The sequence below is a fragment of the Mesorhizobium sp. M0317 genome (assembly GCF_040321555.1).
In the GTDB taxonomy this organism is placed as follows: Bacteria; Pseudomonadota; Alphaproteobacteria; order Rhizobiales; family Rhizobiaceae; genus Mesorhizobium.
This window is the reverse complement of sequence record NZ_JAMYRV010000001.1, coordinates 108136-124910: the sequence shown is the minus strand read 5'-3', so window position 1 is coordinate 124910 and position 16775 is coordinate 108136. Positions and strand designations below refer to the sequence as shown.

At 61.7% G+C, this 16775-nt stretch carries 15 protein-coding genes; 6 read left to right on the top strand and 9 right to left on the bottom strand.

Translation table 11 applies throughout. The features are described 5' to 3' along the window. Positions 1 to 145: 145 nt before the first annotated feature. Complete coding sequence (locus tag NKI88_RS00655) at positions 146 to 397, top strand: YciE/YciF ferroxidase family protein (RefSeq protein WP_502909417.1); 252 nt, start codon at positions 146 to 148, stop codon at positions 395 to 397. A 677-nt stretch (positions 398 to 1074) separates the two neighbouring features. Here NKI88_RS00655 and rbsK read toward each other — a convergent pair. Genes rbsK through NKI88_RS00640 form a run of 3 tightly spaced genes read right to left on the bottom strand, consistent with a single transcriptional unit; the run spans position 1075 to position 3559 of the window. Then, positions 1075 to 2004, bottom strand: a complete 930-nt coding sequence (gene rbsK / locus NKI88_RS00650) for a ribokinase (RefSeq protein ID WP_352653508.1) — start codon at positions 2002 to 2004, stop codon at positions 1075 to 1077. Between the two features lie 4 nt (positions 2005 to 2008). Beyond that, positions 2009 to 2461: an RbsD/FucU family protein gene (locus tag NKI88_RS00645; RefSeq protein WP_023669431.1), complete on the bottom strand. Its 453-nt coding sequence runs from the start codon at positions 2459 to 2461 to the stop codon at positions 2009 to 2011. 42 nt (positions 2462 to 2503) lie between these two features. After that, positions 2504 to 3559: an ABC transporter ATP-binding protein gene (locus NKI88_RS00640; protein WP_023697414.1), complete on the bottom strand. Its 1056-nt coding sequence runs from the start codon at positions 3557 to 3559 to the stop codon at positions 2504 to 2506. A 272-nt stretch (positions 3560 to 3831) separates the two neighbouring features. Between NKI88_RS00640 and NKI88_RS00635 the strand changes: the two genes are divergently transcribed. The 3 genes from NKI88_RS00635 to NKI88_RS00625 all read left to right on the top strand — a co-directional run bounded on the left by NKI88_RS00635 (position 3832) and on the right by NKI88_RS00625 (position 7637). Then, positions 3832 to 5496: an ABC transporter substrate-binding protein gene (locus NKI88_RS00635; protein WP_023705031.1), complete on the top strand. Its 1665-nt coding sequence runs from the start codon at positions 3832 to 3834 to the stop codon at positions 5494 to 5496. Between the two features lie 98 nt (positions 5497 to 5594). Next, positions 5595 to 6710, top strand: coding sequence for a carbohydrate ABC transporter permease (locus NKI88_RS00630; protein WP_352625287.1), 1116 nt, complete (start codon positions 5595 to 5597; stop codon positions 6708 to 6710). A gap of 9 nt (positions 6711 to 6719) precedes the next feature. After that, positions 6720 to 7637, top strand: a complete 918-nt coding sequence (locus NKI88_RS00625) for a carbohydrate ABC transporter permease (protein WP_023739336.1) — start codon at positions 6720 to 6722, stop codon at positions 7635 to 7637. 232 nt (positions 7638 to 7869) lie between these two features. Here the strand turns inward: NKI88_RS00625 and NKI88_RS00620 are convergent, their stop codons facing one another. Then, positions 7870 to 8613, bottom strand: a complete 744-nt coding sequence (locus NKI88_RS00620) for a creatininase family protein (protein ID WP_352653507.1) — start codon at positions 8611 to 8613, stop codon at positions 7870 to 7872. A gap of 3 nt (positions 8614 to 8616) precedes the next feature. Continuing rightward, positions 8617 to 9183, bottom strand: coding sequence for an SIS domain-containing protein (locus tag NKI88_RS00615; RefSeq protein WP_023821099.1), 567 nt, complete (start codon positions 9181 to 9183; stop codon positions 8617 to 8619). Positions 9184 to 9366: 183 nt separating this feature from the next. Here NKI88_RS00615 and NKI88_RS00610 point away from each other — a divergent pair, with 183 nt between their 5' ends. Next, on the top strand, positions 9367 to 10389 hold the full coding sequence (locus tag NKI88_RS00610) for an aldo/keto reductase (RefSeq protein WP_023669424.1): 1023 nt from the start codon (positions 9367 to 9369) through the stop codon (positions 10387 to 10389). Between the two features lie 91 nt (positions 10390 to 10480). Here NKI88_RS00610 and NKI88_RS00605 read toward each other — a convergent pair whose 3' ends face one another. The 4 genes from NKI88_RS00605 to clpP form a co-directional block, all read right to left on the bottom strand. Next, complete coding sequence (locus tag NKI88_RS00605; RefSeq protein WP_023669423.1) at positions 10481 to 10753, bottom strand: HU family DNA-binding protein; 273 nt, start codon at positions 10751 to 10753, stop codon at positions 10481 to 10483. 196 nt (positions 10754 to 10949) lie between these two features. After that, the gene (gene lon, locus NKI88_RS00600) at positions 10950 to 13361 is read right to left on the bottom strand and encodes an endopeptidase La (RefSeq protein WP_023682304.1); all 2412 of its coding nucleotides are present in this window, start codon (positions 13359 to 13361) and stop codon (positions 10950 to 10952) included. 273 nt (positions 13362 to 13634) lie between these two features. Further along, on the bottom strand, positions 13635 to 14909 hold the full coding sequence (gene clpX / locus NKI88_RS00595; protein ID WP_023682305.1) for an ATP-dependent Clp protease ATP-binding subunit ClpX: 1275 nt from the start codon (positions 14907 to 14909) through the stop codon (positions 13635 to 13637). Positions 14910 to 15204: 295 nt separating this feature from the next. Beyond that, the gene (gene clpP, locus NKI88_RS00590) at positions 15205 to 15834 is read right to left on the bottom strand and encodes an ATP-dependent Clp endopeptidase proteolytic subunit ClpP (protein WP_023669420.1); all 630 of its coding nucleotides are present in this window, start codon (positions 15832 to 15834) and stop codon (positions 15205 to 15207) included. Positions 15835 to 16142: 308 nt separating this feature from the next. Here clpP and NKI88_RS00585 point away from each other — a divergent pair, with 308 nt between their 5' ends. Then, positions 16143 to 16733: a hypothetical protein gene (locus NKI88_RS00585; RefSeq protein ID WP_023689466.1), complete on the top strand. Its 591-nt coding sequence runs from the start codon at positions 16143 to 16145 to the stop codon at positions 16731 to 16733. Positions 16734 to 16775 lie beyond the last annotated feature (42 nt).

Sequence of the window (16775 nt, the reverse complement as noted above, 5' to 3'; positions counted from 1 at the left end):
AGTGGTGAGAGCAGAAGCGCTCTCCCGCTAAGGATCTGCAATTTGGGCGAGCAATGGGCGACGGTGGCACCAGACGCGTGACCGCGATTTCGGGGCGTATCGAATGCTGAACGGCAGCTAATAGGCCCCAGAGGTTCTCGAAGAGATCGGCAAGAAGCCACAGGCAAAGACCTGCGCGGCTATCGTCGGCATCACGGATGAAGGCGCCGAGATCATGGAAGAATACAAGGGCGCGCCTGCACTAGATGCCGGCCTTCTAGCTGTTGCCCAAGCCCTCGAGCATTACGAGATTTCGCGCTTTTGCACGATGAACACATGGGCTTCCAAACTTGGCCGAGAGAAAGCTGTGTCGCTCCTCAATCTGGCACTTGGAAAAAGGCCACCGACGAGACTCTGACGCCGAGTCCACCGTTCTCTCAGGAGCCCTGGCGATCAATGCCGGGCTCCTCGCCCCAAGCTCTCGCTGCATTGGTGCGAAACCTTGCGCGGAGACGATATGGGAGTTCTCGAAAACACTTTTCGGGCTTGGTGAGAAAGAAGCCTGACGCGGCGCAGCGGCGACATGACGGAGGCGACCGGCGCCCGCCCGGCTATTGCCGTGCATTACAAAACGCCAAGACGTCCGGCCCTAAGGGGCTTAATCAAACGCTAGCGAAAAATTAATGATCCGAGGCAGTAACATGCCCGGCGGTTGTGTAGCTTCAGCGTGGCGGCTTGCTACAAATACGCGCGCGCAGTGCCCGTCGTCGTCAGAAGGATCGTGCACCCCCCGGACGCGTCGTCGATAAGCTGAGGATCGGAAGTTAATGACTCGCGGATTACGACGAGGAGTTCTGATAAGCATGTTTCAATTTCGCGCTTTTTCCCGCAAATTCGAGAGCGTAAGGAATTGAATCAGTCGTTGATTAATCAGGCGTTTTCGCCGGCCTGTCACGCCGGAGGTCGCGGGTTCGAGCCCCGTCACTCGCGCCATTTCTCCTCAGGAGAAATGTGACATAATCGTCTAGAATCATGGTCTTGCATGAGGCAATTCAGATCCGGTCGGATCTGAACTCGATCTCTCCCGCAACGACCTCACCCCTCGGCCAGCAGCGCCTCGACCTCATGCAGCGTCGGCATGGATGGCGCCGTACCCGGCCTTGTCACCGAAATGCCGGCGACGGCGCAGGCGAAGCGGACGGCTTGCAGCGGCTCCACGCCTTTGGCGAGTGCGGCGGCCAGGCCGCCATTGAAGGCATCGCCCGCACCGGTAGTTTCGACCACTGCGCCGGCATTGACCACCGGGACATGTTCGGACCGAGCGGCCGTGTGCAGCAGCGCGCCTTTTTCGCCGAGCGTGATGATGACCGAGCCGACGCCTTTTTTGAGCAGGCTGTCGGCGGCGCGGCGAGCGTCGTCGATCGAAGAAACCTTGATGCCGGTCAGTTCCTCGGCCTCGGTTTCGTTGGGGGTCACATAGTCGCACAGCGTGTAGATGCGGTCCGGCAGCTTGGCCGCCGGCGCCGGATTGAGAATGGTGGTCACCCCTGCCCCGCGCGCGATCTCGAGTGCGCGCAGTGCCGCGTCGATCGGCTGTTCGAGCTGGGTGACGAAGACGCCGGCTCCACGGATCAGGCCGGCATTGGCCTCGATGTCTTCAGACGAGATCAGCATCGCCGCACCCGGGCTGACGATGATGGCGTTGTTGCCGGTCGTCTCCTCGATGAAGATATAGGCCGCGCCGGTATAGCTTTGCGGCGTGTCGATGACGGCGGATTTCACGCCCGCCTCTGCCCAGGTCGCCTTGGCCATGTCGGCGAAAGCATCGACGCCAAGCCGGGTCAGGAAAGTGATGTCGGCGCCGAGCTTGCCTGCCGCCACCGCCTGGTTCGAGCCCTTGCCGCCAGGTCCCAGCTTGAAGGAATTACCAAGAATGGTTTCACCCATGCGCGGCTGTCGATTGGCCCGGTAAGCGGTGTCGGCGACGAAAACGCCCAGAATGACGACAGGTTTGCCCGACGCCATGGCCCTACTCGGCGTCCGGCGGCACGACGCCCTTGCGAAAGGCGAAGCAGCCATAGAAGCGGCGCTCGCCGGTCTGGATGACGCAATAGGCTTTCTTGGCGCGCTCGTAGAAGGCGTAGCGCTCGACCGAGATCATCGGCCAGGCCTTGCCCTCGGCCTTGTCGATCTCCTTTTGCACCTCTTTTTGCACCGGCGGGATCTCGTCCGGCTTGCCGACGATCTCCATGCGCGCGGCCGCATCGTCGACGAAAGTGTCCAGCGGATAGAGCGACAGCACCGCCTTGACCACATCGGCCGCCGAGGCGTCGATGTGCAGCAGCTTGCCGAGCACGGTCTGCTTTGCCACCGAATCGGCGGGGAAATTGGTGTCGGCGATGATCAGATCGTCGCCGTGTCCCATTGCCCTGAGCGCCTGGAGCACATCGGCATTGAGCAATGGGTTGATCCCTTTGAGCATGGCAGTCCTCGTCAAACAGGTTTGGTCAAAGTCGATTGGAAATCAGAGCCGGTTGCCGGTCTCGGCGTCGAAGAGATGGACCTGGTCGAGGCGCGGCTTGAGATTGAGCGTGTCGCCGGGCTTGAAGTCGTGGCGCTCGCGAAACAGCGCCACCATCTCGCCGCTGTCGCCGAAGCGCACGAAGACCAGCGTTTCGGAACCCGTGGGTTCGACCACCGAGATCTTTGCCGGCACGCCGTCGGGATGGATTTCGAGATGCTCGGGCCGCACGCCATAGACCACGGCCTGGCCCTCCTTGGCGGCGCTGCCGGCAGCAATCGGGAACAGCGTGCCTGCTATCTCGACCTTGTCGCCCTTGCGCACCACGCCTTTGAGCAGGTTCATCGACGGCGAGCCGATGAAGCCGGCGACAAACAGATTGGCCGGCCGGTCGAACAATTCCAATGGCGCGCCGACCTGCTCGATACGGCCATCGCGCATGACGACGATCTTGTCGGCCATGGTCATGGCCTCGATCTGGTCGTGGGTGACGTAGATGGTGGTGGTCTTCAGCCGCTGGTGCAGTTCCTTGATCTCGGTGCGCATCTGCACGCGCAGCTTGGCGTCGAGATTGGAGAGCGGCTCGTCGAACAGGAAGACCTGCGGATTGCGCACGATGGCGCGGCCCATGGCGACGCGCTGGCGCTGGCCACCGGAGAGCTGGCGCGGATAACGTTTCAGGTACGGATTGAGGTCGAGAATGTCGGCGGCGCGCTTGACCCGCTCGGCGACCACGGCCGGATCGGTCTTGCGCAGCTTCAGCGCAAACGCCATGTTCTGCTCCACCGTCTTGTGCGGATAGAGCGCGTAGTTCTGGAACACCATGGCGATGTCGCGCTTGGCCGGCGGCAGATTGTTGACGATGCGCTCGCCAATGGCGATCGTGCCGCCGGAGACGGTCTCCAGCCCGGCCACCATCCTGAGCAGCGTGGACTTGCCGCAGCCCGACGGGCCTACCAACACCACGAACTGGCCATCGGCGATATCGACGCTGACCTCGTGCAGGACCTTGACGGTTCCGAACGCCTTGGCCACATTGCTGATCGCGACTTGAGCCATCGTCCCCCCTTTTCTCGCGGTGAAGCTAGCCATTGCCAACGGCAAGGGCAAGTCGGTATGTTATCGATAAAAAGCCATTCGTGTTGACAAGGTAATCGATTACGCAAATATTAGCTGTTGCCAATCCGGCAGTCGGATTTTTATCCGAAAATCGGAGCTCCAGGCGACGCAGGGTGGGGTCCCACGTCCCCGTATGATAAAGGAGAACCGCCGACGTTTCGGCGTCGGAGGGATTGGCATTTAATTCACGACTGTTGTTCTGGGAGGAATAGATGAGAGTCGGTCTGTACGAAAAACTCGTCCGCGCGGGTGCCACCCGGCGTGACATACTCAAGGGCGCGGCCTCGATGGCCGCGATCGCCGCCGCATCGGGCGCTGGGCTCGGCGCTTTCACCCGCCCGGCTGAAGCCGCCAGCGAGCTACGCTCCAAAATTCTTCAGATCCCCGGCGTCGGCAAGGGTCAGCCGACGGATGCCGATTTCCAGAAGGTCGGCGAACTCTGCCTGGAAGCCACCAAGGCCAACGTCAAGGAAGGCGAATTCGCCGGCGTCGAGCTCACCTTCATGGGCCTCAACAACCAGAACCTGCACAATGTGCTGTTCCGCGGCTTCCTGAAGCCGTGGGAGGCCTATACCGGCGCCAAGATCAGCTGGATCGACCTGGCGCAGGCCGACTACAATGCCCGCCTGCAGCAGTCGATCGCAACCGGCACCGTCGACTTCGACATCATCGAGATGGGCGCGCCCTTCGAAGGCGATGTCTGCGGCAAGGGCCTGACGTCCGAGATGCCCGACTGGGTCAAAGAGCAGATCGACATGAAGGATGTCGTGGCCTATCTGCAGCCGCCGGTCGGCACCTGGGACGGCAAGCAGTACCGGATCACCGTCGATGGCGATGCGCACAACTTCAATTACCGCACCGACGTTTTTGCCGATGCCGACCTCGCCAAGGCGTGGAAGGACGGCGGCGCGACCACCGAATGGGGTGTGCCGAAGACCTGGCAGGAAGTCCAGGCCGTCACAAAATTCCTCAAGGGCAAGAAGTTCAAGGACCAGGACGTCTTCGGCTATCTCGATGCGCCCAAGGCCTGGGGCGGTTTCGGCTTCTACTTCCTCGGCAGCCGCGCCACCGCCTATGCCAAGCATCCCGACGACAAGGCCTGGCTGTTCGATGCCGACACGATGAAGCCGCGCATCAACAATCCGGCCTGGGTGCGCGCCATCCAGGACGTCATCGACGCGCTGCCGTCGGAGCCCGCCGACCAGATCAACGCCGACCCGAACACGACAGCCTTCCAGCAGTTCCTGGCCGGCACCGGTTCGATGGTCACCTGGTGGGGCGACGTCGGCTCCAACGTCAAGACCAACGATAGCTCGGTCATCGGCGACGTCACCGGCTTCTCGATCCTGCCGGGGTCCGACGACGTCTACAATGCCAAGACCGGCGCTTGGGACAAACTCGCCAGCGGCCCGAACTATGCGCCGAACTGCGCCTATCTCGGCTGGGGCGTCTACGTCATGGCCCGCGTCGATACGGACGAAAAGAAGAAAAAAGCGGCATGGTCGGCCGCCGCTCATCTCGGCGGCAAGGACCTGTCGATCTGGACGGCGATGTATCCGTCCGGCTTCCAGCCCTACCGCAACTCGCATTTCGACATTCCCGAATGGGTGGCGGCAGGCTACGACGAGGCGTTCATCACCTCGTATCTGAAGTCGGAAGCCGACAGCTACAACCATCCGAACGCGGCGATCGAGCCGCGCATCCCCGGCATCTTCCAGTATTATTCGGCTGCCGAGGACATTCTGGCCAACACATTCGCCGGCAAGATGAAGGCGCAGGAAGGCGCCGACGCCATTGCCGCGGCCTGGGAGAAGCTGACCGACCAGATCGGCCGCGAAAACCAGATCAAGCTCTACAAGGCCTCGCTCGGCGTGTAGGCTGATCCTATCGTGACAACAGGTCCGGCGGTGCAAGCCGCCGGACCTGACCGGCTCGGGCCGGTCGCAGGCTTGATTTTTTAAACGGACGGGGACGCGTGGCAGACCAGACCACCAATGCATGGCCGGCCAACGCCGGCCCAGCCGATCTGATCTCGCCGGCCCGCAAGCGGGCGGGTTTTGCCCTGATGGCGGCCGCCACGCTTGGCCTGCTGGCGGTGATCGCGTTTGAGATCCTCTACAAGAACGAGATCACCACGCTCGGCTTCGAGACCTGGCGTCCGATCGTCTACGCCTATGTTCTGTGGGGCGTGGCGCTCGGCATCGGCCAGGTGCTGACGCGCGGCGAGGACGGCCAGCGCGCGCTGTTCCTGCTGCCGGCGCTGCTGTTCACCATCGCCATGGTGATCTTCCCGACGCTGTTCGGCTTCTATATCGCGCTGACCGACTGGAACCTGTCGTCCTTTTCCGGCCGCAAGTTCAACGGGCTCGACAATTTCTGGCAGATGCTGGCCGATCCCTACTACCGCAACGCGCTGTTCAACATGGTGCTTTATGTGCTCGCCGTGCTGGTCGAATATGTCATCGCTTTCGGCCTGGCGCTGCTGCTCAACGCGCAGATCCGGGCGCGCAAATTCTTCCGAGTCGTCTTCCTGATGCCGCTGATGCTGTCGCCGGTCGCGGTATCCTGGATGATCGGCAAATCGCTGATGGAATACCGTTTCGGGCCGGCGGCGACGCTGGCGCGCCATCTCGGCTGGGAGAACCCCGCCTTCTTCTCCAACCCGATCACCGCCCGCATCTCGATCATGGTGCTCGACGCCTGGACCTTCATCCCGTTCATGATGATCATGCTGCTTGCCGGCCTGCAGGCGATGTCGCGCGACGTGCTGGAGGCAGCGCGCGTCGACGGCGCCACGCCATGGCAGACTTTTTGGCAGGTCACCTTCCCGCTGATGCTGCCGGTGTCGGTGACGGCGGTGATCCTGCGCATCATCTTCAAGCTGAAGCTTGCCGACATCATCATCACCGTGACCTCCGGCGGGCCTGGCGGCGCCACGGATTCGGTGTCGAGCTTCATCTACCGCGAATACCGCGACCGCTCGAATGTCGGCTACGGCACCATGCTGGCGATGGCCTATCTCGTCATCATCGTCGTGTTCGTGACCTGGCTGTTGAAATTGGCCAATCGCTTCGTGCGCAACGTGAACTGACGAGGCACAATGAGCGTCCAGACCACCGACTATACTGCCTCGGAAATCCGCTCACCGCTAGGTTTTCTGGCCAATCGCATCTTCATCTATGGCGCGCTGGCGTTCTGGGCCTTCATCTGCCTGTTCCCGATCTACTGGACGATCACCACCTCGTTCAAGACTGCGGTCGACGTCACGCAAGGACACCTCATCCCGTTCGTCGACTTCCAACCGGACTGGAAGGGCTGGCGCTCGCTCGGCCTGTCGCCGGATTCGATCTTCCAGACCTCGACGGTGCGGGAGGAGTTTTTCAAGCGCTTCATGAATTCGGTCATCACCTCGGTCGGCGCATCGAGCCTCGCCATCGTCATCGGCAGCCTCGCCGCCTATGGGCTGACCCGGTACCGCTATCAGTTCGCCTGGTTCAAGAACGAGGACATCTCCTTCTTCTTCCTGTCGCAGCTGATCCTGCCGCCGGTGGTGCTCGCCCTGCCCTTCCTGGTGCTCTACCGCGAGGTCGGCCTGCTCGACACACGCATCGGCCTGATCCTGCTCTACACGCTCATGGTGCTGCCGATCGTCATCTGGATCATGCGCGACCAGTTCAATTCGATCCCTGTCGAACTGGAGGAGGCAGCGCTGGTCGACGGCCTGTCGATCTGGGGCGCCTTTTTCCGCATCGTCATGCCGATTGCGCTGCCGGGCATGGTCGCCGCCTTCATCCTGGCGATGGTGCTGTGCTGGAACGAGTACTTTTTTGCGGCACTCCTGACGTCGACCGACGCCAAGACCATTCCGGTGATGGTGGCGAGCCAGACCGGCTCGCAAGGCATCAACTGGTGGTCGATGGCGGCGCTTGCCACCGCCGCGATCGCACCGCTGGCGGTCATCGGGATTGCGCTTGAACGCTATCTGATCATGGGCATGACGGCGGGGGCGGTGAAGTAGGCGAGAGGCGGCGTGCCCCTCTACTGTTGACCTCGGCGGGACAGCACCCCCCTCTGGCCTGCCGGCCATCTCCCCCGCAAGGAGGGAGATCGGCAGCTTTGGCTGCATCGCTTTTCTTGCGACGTAGGTGATTGGCGAAAGCGGAAATGACATCTGATCTCCCCCCTTGCGGGGGAGATGTCCGGCAGGACAGAGGGGGGTGTGAAGGATCGCTACAGAGCGACTTTGTCTGCTAGCGCCCCAATATCGCCCTCAGGTGATCCATGATCATCGCCACACCCTTTCGCCCCAGCTCCGCCGAGGCCTCCGGCGCACTGGCCGTATACCACGCGGTATTCTCGCCAAAACGCCCGGCATCGACCGCTTCCGGACACAGTGCCAGCATCAATGATGTCTCGCCAACACCGGCGTGATCGAACGGATACTTCCCGTTCATGGCAGCCGACATTAGCGGGTGCACCTGCACCCAGTTGAAGAAATTCTCGCCGGCGGCGTGCCCGGAATAATAATCGGCCATCTCGTCTGAGCCCCACCAGCCCTCGCCGCGCTGCTTCTCGAGGAAGCGGAAGATCGCCTGGCGGCCGGCGGCCTTGAAGGCGAGATCGGTCGGCATGCCGGCGGCAAAGTTCTCGGTCTGGTGGTGGATGATGGCGTTGATGTTACGAAAGCCGATGCGCAGCAGGCTGTAGAACAATTCTTCGGCGAACGGCGCCAGCTGGTTGCCGCCGACCTGCACCGAGCCGTTGCCTTCGGGTGCTGCCACCACATAGCTCGCCGCACCGTAGTAGAAAGCCGGCAGGATGACGACGTCGGCCTCCTTCTCGTAGAGCTCCAGCGTCTTGACGACGGCCAGCGTGTCCATGCCGACGGCCATGTGCTCGCCGTGATATTCGAGCACGCCGAGCGGGAGAGCGACCGGCCAGTTCTCGGCGATCGTCTTGCGGATCTGGTGCGGCAGCATCAGTTCGTAGCGCATGATCTATTCCATGTTGGTGTGGCGGGCGCGCATGGCCTCGGACGACTGGCCGGTCAGCGCCTTGAGCTTCAGCACCATGACCTCGAACAGCAGGAACAGCGCCCCTTCGAAGACCGAGCCCATCGGCAGCAGCGATGTCTTTTGCGGCCCTTGGTCACGCGCCATGGTCTGCGCCGGGATCAGCAAGGTGAAGTCGGCAAGCGCGACCGCACTGCTGCCTGCCTCGGCGGTGAGCAAAAGCACGGTGGCGCCGGCCTGGCGGGCGACTTGCATCAAGGTGAGCACCGTCGTCGTCTCGCCCGGGCCGGAACTGACCAGGAAGACATCGGCTGCGCCAAGCGGTGGCGTGTTCATGTCGCCGACCACCGACACCTCAAGCCCAAGGTGATAGAGGCGCATGGCGAAACCCTTGAGCTGCAACGCTTCGCGGCCGCAGCCATAGACGCCGATCTTTTGCGCGCGGGCCAGGGTTTCGCAGGCGATGTCGATGCCGGCTTCGTCGACGCGCGCCAGTACGGCGCCCAGCTCTTGCAGGGCGGTCGAAAACATATCCGAGCCGGCATTCGCCATGAGAGTCCCATCTGTCGGGCCGGGTTTGTGGCCGGTGATTTCCGGTTGCGCGCTTTCGGAAAAGGCTTGTTTTTGTTCATGCTATCATCGGGAAAATGCCTGTCCAACGGCCATGGCGGCTTTTGCTGAGCCAGCGGCGTGATAGTGTCAGGTCAGACAATCAATCCAGGAAATCAGCACGACATGAAGACACGGCATTTCGACCGCATCGGCAATGGCGGCCTCGACTTCACCGAGCTTGGCTTCGGCAGCGCGCCGCTCGGCAACCTTTACCGCGCCGTCCCCGACGCGGATGCCAACGCGACGCTGGAGGCGGCGTGGGCGACCGGCTGCCGTTACTACGACACCGCGCCGCTCTATGGCCTGGGCCTTGCCGAAACACGGCTCAATGCCTTCCTGCGCGGCAGGAAGCGCGACGATTATGTGCTGTCGAGCAAGGTCGGTCGCCTGTTGCGCGCCTGCCCGCCGGAGGAACGAACCGGCATCGGCAAGTTCTTCGACACACCGACGCGCAAGGAGGTCTACGACTACAGCTATGACGGCGTCATGCGCTCGTTCGAGGCGTCGCTGGAACGGCTTGGCGTCGACCGCATCGACATCCTTTTCGTCCATGACCTCGACATCTTCACCCATGGCAGCAAGGAGGCGTCAGACCAGCGCATCGAGGAATTCATGGCCTCGGGCTACAACGGACTGGTTGCGCTGCGCGACCAGGGCGTGATCAAGGCCTTCGGCGGCGGCATCAACGAATGGGAGGTTTGCCAGACGCTGGCGGAGCGTGGCGACTTCGACCTGTTCCTGCTGGCCGGGCGCTACACGCTGCTGGAACAGGAAGCGCTTGCCACCTTCCTGCCGCTCTGCGAGCAACGCGGCATCGGCATCGTTCTCGGCGGTCCTTACAATTCCGGCATCCTGGCGACCGGGCCGAAGCCAGGCGCCTATTACAATTACTCCGAGGCGCCAAGGGACATCATGGATCGCGTCGGGCGCATCGAGGCCGTCTGCCAGCGCCATGGCGTCAGGCTGATCGAGGCGGCGCTGCAGTTTCCGCTGCTGCACCCCTCCGTGGTGTCGGTCATCCCCGGCGGCCAGCGGCCGAGCGAAGTCGAAAGCAACCGCGCCCTGCTCGATGCCAAGCTGCCCGCGGCGCTGTGGGCGGACCTCAAGCAGGAAGGCCTGATGCGCGCGGATGCGCCGGTGGGCTGAAGGCTCGCCTCAGCGGGCTGACGGCTTGCCGCGATCGAGGCAAAAGAAAAGCCGGGCGAACCCGGCTTTCCAACATTCTCTGAAAAAATTTTTAGTTGACCGCGTCCTTGAGGCCTTTGCCGGCCGAGAACTTCGGCACGGTACGCGCCGGAATCTTCACTTCCGCGCCAGTCTGCGGGTTGCGGCCAGTCGATGCCGCACGCTTGGAGACGGTGAAATTTCCGAAGCCGACGAGCCGTACATCGCCGCCCTTCTTCAGTTCGCCAGTGATGACGGAGAACACCGCCTCAACCGCCGACTGTGCGTCACCCTTCGAAATGCTCGCGGATTCAGCGACAGCGGAAACCAGTTCGTTCTTGTTCATAAAAATTCCCTTCCATGAGAAAACCGGAACTTTCGACTCATCCGGCAGGAGAGGGACTTTAGAAAGAAGCGCTCGCAAACCCAAGTCAAAAAGCCGGAAATAAGTTGAAAAAAGCCCGGAAAAGGTGGGTTTTTCACATGAAAAAGCCGGGCTCAAGGCCCGGCTCTCTCTTTGTGCACTGCAACTTTAGTAGTTTCTAATGTGCAAGCGACTTTCCAGCATCGTCAACGGTATCGGTGGAAGCCGGCGGATTGACCGGCTCGACCCACTCGATCGGCTCCGGCATGCGCACCAGCGCGTGCCTCAGAACCTCGCCGACACGTGAGACCGGAATGATCTCCATACCGTTCTTCACATTGTCCGGTATCTCCGCCAGATCCTTGGCGTTGTCTTCCGGGATCAGCACCTTCTTGATGCCGCCGCGCAATGCGGCGAGCAGCTTCTCCTTGAGGCCGCCGATCGGCAAGATGCGGCCGCGAAGCGTTATCTCGCCAGTCATCGCCACATCGGCCCGGACCGGAATACCAGTCATGACAGACACGATGGCTGTCGCCATGGCAGCACCTGCAGACGGACCGTCCTTCGGCGTGGCGCCTTCGGGCAAGTGGACGTGGATGTCACGCTTGTCGAACAGCGGCGGCTCGATGCCGAAATCGATGGCCCGCGAGCGGACATAAGAGGCCGCCGCCGAGATCGATTCCTTCATCACGTCGCGCAGATTGCCGGTCACCGTCATGCGGCCCTTGCCGGGCATCATGACGCCTTCGACCGTCAGCAGCTCGCCGCCGACTTCCGTCCAGGCAAGACCGGTGACGACACCGACCTGATCGTCAGCCTCGACCTGGCCGAAGCGGAAGCGCGGAACACCGAGGTAATCGGCGAGGTTCGCCGCCGTGATGCTCACCGTCTTCTTCTTCGTCTTCAGGATCTCGGTCACCGCCTTGCGCCCGAGTTTCATCAGCTCGCGCTCCAGGCTTCTGACGCCCGCTTCACGGGTGTAGGTCTGGATGATGCCGCGGATCGCGTCCTCGCCGACGGAGAATTCCTTCGGCTGCAGGGCATGGTCGCGGATCACCTTGGGCATCAGGTGACGCTTGGCGATCTCGATCTTCTCGTCCTCGGTGTAGCCGGCGATACGGATGATCTCCATGCGGTCCATCAGGGGCGCAGGGATGTTCAGCGTGTTCGCCGTCGTCACGAACATCACGCTCGACAGATCGTATTCGACCTCGAGGTAATGGTCCATGAACGTCGAGTTCTGCTCGGGATCGAGCACCTCGAGCAAGGCCGATGACGGATCGCCGCGGAAGTCCTGGCCCATCTTGTCGATCTCGTCGAGCAGGAAGAGCGGGTTGGACTTCTTGGCCTTCTTCATCGACTGGATGACCTTGCCGGGCATCGAACCGATATAGGTGCGGCGGTGACCACGGATCTCGGCCTCGTCACGCACGCCGCCAAGCGCCATGCGGATGAATTCGCGGCCGGTCGCCTTGGCGATCGATTTGCCGAGCGAGGTCTTGCCGACGCCGGGAGGGCCGACGAGGCACAGGATTGGCCCCTTCAGCTTCTTCTGGCGGCTTTGCACGGCGAGATACTCGACGATGCGGTCCTTGACCTTGTCGAGGCCGAAATGATCGGTGTCGAGCACGTTCTGCGCAAACGCCAGGTCCTGCTTGACCTTGGAGTTCTTGCCCCACGGGATCGACAGGATCCAGTCGAGATAATTGCGCACCACGGTCGATTCCGCCGACATCGGCGACATCGTCCGCAGCTTCTTCAACTCGGCTTCCGCCTTTTCGCGGGCCTCCTTGGAGAGCTTGGTCTTCTTGATGCGCGCCTCGATCTCGGCGGCCTCGTCGCGGCCGTCCTCGCCTTCGCCGAGCTCCTTCTGGATCGCCTTCATCTGCTCGTTGAGGTAATATTCGCGCTGCGTCTTCTCCATCTGGCGCTTGACGCGCGAGCGGATGCGCTTCTCCACCTGCAGGACGGAGATTTCGGCTTCCATGAAGCCCATCGCCTTTTCCAGCCGTTCCTTGACGGACAGCGTGGCCAGCATCTCCTGCTTCTCGGGGATCTTGATGGCGAGGTGCGAGGCAACCGTATCGGCGAGCTTGGAATAGTCGTCGATCTGGCTGGCGGCGCCCACCACTTCAGGCGAGATCTTCTTGTTCAGCTTGACGTAGTTTTCGAAGTCGGTGACGACCGAACGGGCGAGCGCCTCGACCTCGACCTCTTCCTCCTCCGGCTCGACCAGCGCCGTGGCGGTAGCTTCGTGGAAGTCCGGACGGTCGGTGAACGAGACGATCTTGGCACGCGAAGCGCCTTCGACCAGCACCTTGACGGTGCCGTCGGGCAGCTTCAGCAATTGCAGCACATTGGCGAGCGTGCCGATGTCGAAGATCGCATCGGGCTCGGGATCGTCATCGGCGGCATTCATCTGGGTGGCAAGCAGGATCTGCTTTTCCTGACCCATAACCTCTTCCAGCGCCTTGATCGACTTTTCACGCCCGACAAAGAGCGGAACGATCATGTGCGGGAACACCACGATGTCGCGCAGTGGGAGGACTGCGAAGACGCCGTCGCTGGGAGCCTTGGATATTTTGGCCATTGTCCAACCTTTCATGTCGCGGCCGCTAATCGAGCCAACCGCGAATCTCATATTAACGACCGGGGATCGTTCCGCCTACCACCGTTTGTGACGGGAGTTTTACAGCACAGAATTCGGCACCACGGCCTTCCGATGTTAGTTGGATGCACGAGGGGCAAAGATCAAGGGTCGACACGTTCGTTCATCCACTCCGTCACAAGGATCGGTACCTCACCACAGCAAAACGGCGCCCCGCGGGCGCCGTTCCATAAAAAGGTTAGGCCAGATGCCAGATCAGGCGCTGACGTTGCCCTTCTTTTCCTTCTGCTCGGAATAGATGTAGAGCGGCCGGGCGCTGCCGGTCACCACTTCTTCCGAAATCACCACTTCGCGCACGCCTTCCAGGGCGGGCAGTTCGAACATGGTGTCGAGCAGGATCGCTTCCATGATCGAGCGGAGGCCACGGGCGCCGGTCTTGCGCTCGATGGCGCGCTTGGCGATCGCCGACAGCGCATTCTCATGGAAGGTCAGGTCGACACTCTCCATCTCGAACAGCCGCTGATACTGCTTGACCAGCGCGTTTTTCGGCTCGGTCAGGATCTGGATCAGCGCCGGCTCGTCGAGGTCTTCCAGCGTCGCCAGGACCGGCAGACGGCCGACAAACTCGGGGATGAGGCCGAACTTCAAGAGATCCTCGGGCTCGACCAGGCGGAACACGTCGCCGGTGCGACGATCCTCGGGCGAAGCCACGATGGCGCCGAAGCCGATGGAAGTCTTCCTGCCGCGATCCGAGATGATCTTGTCCAGCCCGGCGAAGGCGCCGCCGCAGATGAACAGGATGTTGGCGGTGTCGACCTGCAGGAACTCCTGCTGCGGATGCTTGCGGCCGCCCTGCGGCGGAACGGAGGCAACGGTGCCTTCCATGATCTTCAGAAGCGCCTGCTGCACACCCTCGCCCGACACGTCGCGGGTGATCGATGGGTTGTCGGACTTGCGCGAGATCTTGTCGATTTCATCGATGTAGACGATGCCGCGCTGGGCGCGCTCGACATTGTAGTCGGCCGACTGCAGCAGCTTCAGGATGATGTTTTCGACGTCCTCGCCGACGTAACCGGCTTCGGTCAGCGTCGTCGCGTCGGCCATGGTGAAGGGCACGTCGATGATGCGGGCCAGCGTCTGGGCAAGCAGCGTCTTGCCGCAGCCGGTCGGGCCGATCAGCAGGATGTTGGACTTCGCCAATTCGACGTCGTTGTTCTTGCCGGCATGCGCCAGGCGCTTGTAGTGGTTGTGGACAGCCACCGACAGCACGCGCTTGGCGTAGGGCTGGCCGATGACATAGTCGTCGAGAACCTTCAGGATCTCCTGCGGGGTCGGCACGCCCTCGCGCGACTTCACCATCGAGGTCTTGTTCTCCTCGCGGATGATGTCCATGCACAGCTCGACGCACTCGTCGCAGATGAACACCGTTGGGCCGGCGATCAGCTTGCGCACCTCATGCTGGCTTTTGCCGCAAAACGAGCAATAAAGCGTGTTCTTCGAATCACCGCTGTTGTTGCCGACTTTGCTCATTTTCCTGTCCTTTCATGGCCGCCCGCCGATGGTCTGGCTGAAAGGGCGCATATTCTATCTATCGCGGGAATTCGCCGCCGCCAGTGTCCCGGCTCCCGCAACGCATTCCGTACGAAACACAAATCAGAAAACGTCGCAATGATTCGCGCCAACCCTGCACAAAGCTAAGCCGTCGAAAATCAACATAGCCTTAACGTAGGCAATCCCATCCACCGAGGGAACAGCCAATTGTGGCCGAAATGCCGCAAATCCCAGCAAAAGCGCGTTATCCCGCCATCCAACTGCCATGCAGCGCTTATGCCACAGCGCCTTCGACCGGCTCGCGCGACGAAATGACCTTGTCGATGAGGCCGAAATCCTTGGCTTCGTCGGCGGTCATGAAATGGTCGCGGTCAAGCGTCTTTTCAATGTCTTCGTAGCTCTTGCCGGTGTGTTTGACGTAGACCTCGTTGAGGCGGCGCTTCAGCTTGATGATGTCCTGCGCGTGCCGCTCGATGTCGGAGGCCTGGCCCTGGAAACCGCCGGAAGGCTGGTGAACCATGATACGGGCGTTCGGCGTGGCAAAACGCATGTCCTTGTGGCCGGCGGTCAGAAGCAGCGAGCCCATCGACGCCGCCTGGCCGATGCACAGCGTCGACACTGCCGGCTTGATGAACTGCATGGTGTCGTAGATCGCCATGCCCGAGGTCACCACGCCGCCCGGCGAGTTGATGTAGAGATTGATCTCTTTCTTCGGGTTCTCGGCCTCGAGGAACAAAAGCTGTGCACAAACCAGCGTCGCCATACCGTCTTCGACCGGGCCGGTGATGAAAATGATGCGCTCTTTCAGCAGGCGCGAGAAAATGTCGTAGGCCCGCTCGCCGCGATTGGTCTGCTCGACCACCATCGGAACGAGGTTCATGTAGGTTTCGACGGGGTTCTTCATGGACTACCCTTTTTGGAGATGGGGATTCCGGCGCCGGGAAATCGGGCAGAATCGGTTCTTGATGGTTAGAATGTAAATAGGATGCCGGCTCACCCTAGCGCAAGGCCGCCTCTCCTAGCCATCTGGTTAAGTCGAATCAAGGTTTCCGCGCAAGGGAAAGTCCGAACGCGGCCAGCGGCGTTTTTGCGGTGTAGCAATTCCTTAACCGCGTCGCTTAACGAAATGCGGCGAAACCGCTTTCCCCCGGAGAACCTTCCCCTACAATTCAACATTGAACCTCACGTTTCGGGTTCAAACAGGGGAGTGCCATGATCAGGAAAACTGCTTGCCTCGCCATCTCCGGCCTTGCCGGTCTCGGCATGGTGTCCGATGCGGTTGCCGGCGGCCGGGCCGCCGAATGCTATGAGCCGGTGCACAGGCCGGCGCTCTATGACACCGTCTATGAAGACGTCATGGTCAGTCCCGGCGGGCAGTTGGTCGACTATGATCCGCCGATCTATGGCACCATGGAGCGCGTCGAGCAGATCGCGCCGCCCCGAGTCACCTATGACATCGTACCGGCGAGAACCCGCACCGTTTACCGCACGGTCCAGGTCGACGATGGCGGCTATGCCTGGGAATGGCGCGTCATCCACGGCCGCAAGGTGCTGTGCAAGGTGTGGCGCAAGGCCCGCTACGCGCGTGTGGCCGAAACAGTGGTGGTTGAACCGGAGCGCACCCGCCGGGTTGTGCTGCCGGCCGAATATGAGAGCGTCGCCCATGAAGTGCTGGTGCGGCCCGAGCGGCGGCACGTCACCCAGATAGCGCCGTCATACCAGAGGATGGCGCGCCGGGTGGTGGTGCAGGAAGGCTCGACCAGCTGGCGCCGCGTGCATATTGCCAGGCATTGCGAGGATTAGACTTCGGTACTTCGCCGAGGTCCGCCTCGGTTGGCTCAATCC